The following is a 2,260-nucleotide window of genomic DNA, read 5'->3' as shown; positions in this document are numbered from 1 at the left end:
ACAAAGGGCGTAAACCAATACCTTTTCCAGAAAACTGGAAAGATATTTACAATAGTTGGAAAACTAGAGAAATCACAGGTACTAGAGCTATGGAAATACTAAATCTTAAAAAGACAACGTTTTATAAACTGCTTAGAGAGTGGGAAAAAATTAAAAATGAGAATAATTTATAAATTAACTTTAAAATTTTTATCATTTCGACCGTCGGAAAATCAGAAAGTCCACCTGGTGGACTTTCTATTATAATATGAATGTCTATACGGATACTTATTTTAATATTTAGGTGAGCATTTATATCCTTGATTTTATTGAGTTTTTTTAAAAAATCTAATAATATGTGAGCATTTAAGTGAGCATTTATAAAAAAAAGCGGTCGTTTATTTTTTTAATATATATTTATTACCTCGACCCTTTCCAACTTGCTTAATAAAGTTTTTTTCAACAAGCGTATTTAAAGTATTTAATGCAGCTGTTCTTTTAACTTCTAGTAGCTCTTGAACATTTTTATTTTGAATCTCTCCATGCTCTAAGATAAAAGCCATAATGATTTTTTCATTTTTACTTAGATGACCACTATCTAAAATTAAAGTATCTGGTAATATAAATTTTATTCTGTCTTGAGATAACTCAATAGTTGGATTTTGTAACCCTAAATCATTTACTGTTTGAAGAATTGTTTTTATCCCACTTCCAGCTCTTTCAGAAAGTTTTATAAATCTAAACAGATCCATAATTAGAGGATTACGAGGATCTGAATATAATTTTTCTGTTAAAATCTCTTCAGGTGTTAATCTTAATAATCCTGGATTCTCAAAAATATATTCTTTCTCTAATTTACTTATAATAATTCCTATAGGAAACTCATAGTCTGCATGTATCAATGTATTTAAAAGAGCCTCTCTTATTGCTACTTTAAAATCATTAGAATCATCCCTCTTCTAATGCTACCCATAATATCAAACTTTTTCATACAGTACCTCCATCTTTAAAAGTAGCTTGAGGGAACTCCCTCAAGCTTTACAAATAATCAATTAAACCATTTTCATAAAAACTAAAGTTTTCTGTTTCTGAGATTATATAGTGGTCAAGTAGTTTTACATCAACTTTATCAAGAAGCTCTTGCATCTCCAGTGTCAGCTCAATATCTTTTTTAGATGGAGTTAAATTGCCACTTGGGTGATTATGTACAAAGATAACTCCTTTAGCTTTTGATAAGATTGCCTTTTCAATTATCAATCTTGGATAAACAACACTGCAATCTATAGTTCCACAAAATAGAGTTTCATTTAAAACTATTTGATTGCTACTATTTAGAAAAACTACTTTAAACTCTTCGTGTTTTAAATATCCCATTTGGATGTTCATGTAGTTTAAAAAATCTACTTTTCCTCGAACTATTATATCTTCAGATTTAATACCACCTTTTAGAAATTCATTTAGTAGTTCCAAAAACTCTAGGGCGTTATTAACAGCCTTTCTTAAAGGCTTTTTTAACTGAGGTTTTATCTTTTGAGTATGTTGCTAAAACTCTAACTTAAAAATCTTTATCATTTTATCTTTTAAAAGGGAGTTATCTCAACAAGATAGCAGAATGGGGAGGGGGGGAAAGACTTAAAGGTTCAAGAGTGAAGAGATCCGTGTATTGCAAATTGAAACGTCATGCATCCACAGCTTTCGAGCTCTTTTCCTATTAAGGCAAGAACTGTTTTTAACTCTTGAGCGGAGTACTGAGCGACCAGCAGGGTAGCGTACCATAAGGGACTGTCTGTAAAACTCCTACTTATTACTATCCCAGCTACGACCAGAGGGAGAAAGCGATGAGTTAAGTGGCTATTTCTTACTGTAAATTTTTTTATTTTTAAATTAGTAAAGTATTCTTATTTTTGTAATTTACAAAAATAATTTTCTCAAAAATTAAAACTTTTTTATAAAACCCGTTGTCTAAATATTGTAAATAAGTGTTAAAAAAGTAATAAATAATTTAATCCCCCCAAAAAGAGCCTCTATCCCCCCCAGAGGCTCTTTCCCTTTTTTGTATTTTAATTTTTTTAATTAAAAACTTTTTGTGGGGGTAAGTAAAATGATTAATATTAGAAAAGCTTGTATTGAAGACTACACATATCTTTGCTCAGTTTACGACGAATTAGATAGTTTACATCTTCAAAATCATCCTGAACTTTTTAAAAAACCATTGATTTCTTCTAGAGACGAATCTGATATAAAAAATATTATTGAAAATCCTAACCGAGAATTATTTGTA

Annotated in this window: 2 protein-coding genes and 1 pseudogene; 1 reads left to right on the top strand and 2 read right to left on the bottom strand. The window is 29.6% G+C overall.

The window, feature by feature from the left end:
• Positions 1-377: 377 nt before the first annotated feature.
• Together ACRDDY_RS11300 and ACRDDY_RS11295 are read right to left on the bottom strand one after the other, a co-directional pair.
• Complete coding sequence (locus ACRDDY_RS11300) at positions 378-881, bottom strand: ATP-binding protein (RefSeq protein WP_438565055.1); 504 nt, start codon at positions 879-881, stop codon at positions 378-380.
• A 136-nt stretch (positions 882-1,017) separates the two neighbouring features.
• A complete protein-coding gene (locus ACRDDY_RS11295; RefSeq protein ID WP_438565054.1) occupies positions 1,018-1,449 on the bottom strand; it encodes a JAB domain-containing protein in 432 nt (143 codons plus the stop codon).
• Between the two features lie 631 nt (positions 1,450-2,080).
• Here ACRDDY_RS11295 and ACRDDY_RS11290 point away from each other — a divergent pair.
• Positions 2,081-2,260, top strand: a pseudogene (locus ACRDDY_RS11290) (GNAT family N-acetyltransferase); the annotation flags it as partial.

Origin of the sequence: Clostridium sp., from assembly GCF_051656525.1 — a bacterium.
Classification (GTDB): Bacteria; Bacillota; Clostridia; order Clostridiales; family Clostridiaceae; genus Clostridium.
Note: the sequence above shows the minus strand (reverse complement) of the source record. Positions and strands in the feature narration are given on the sequence as shown.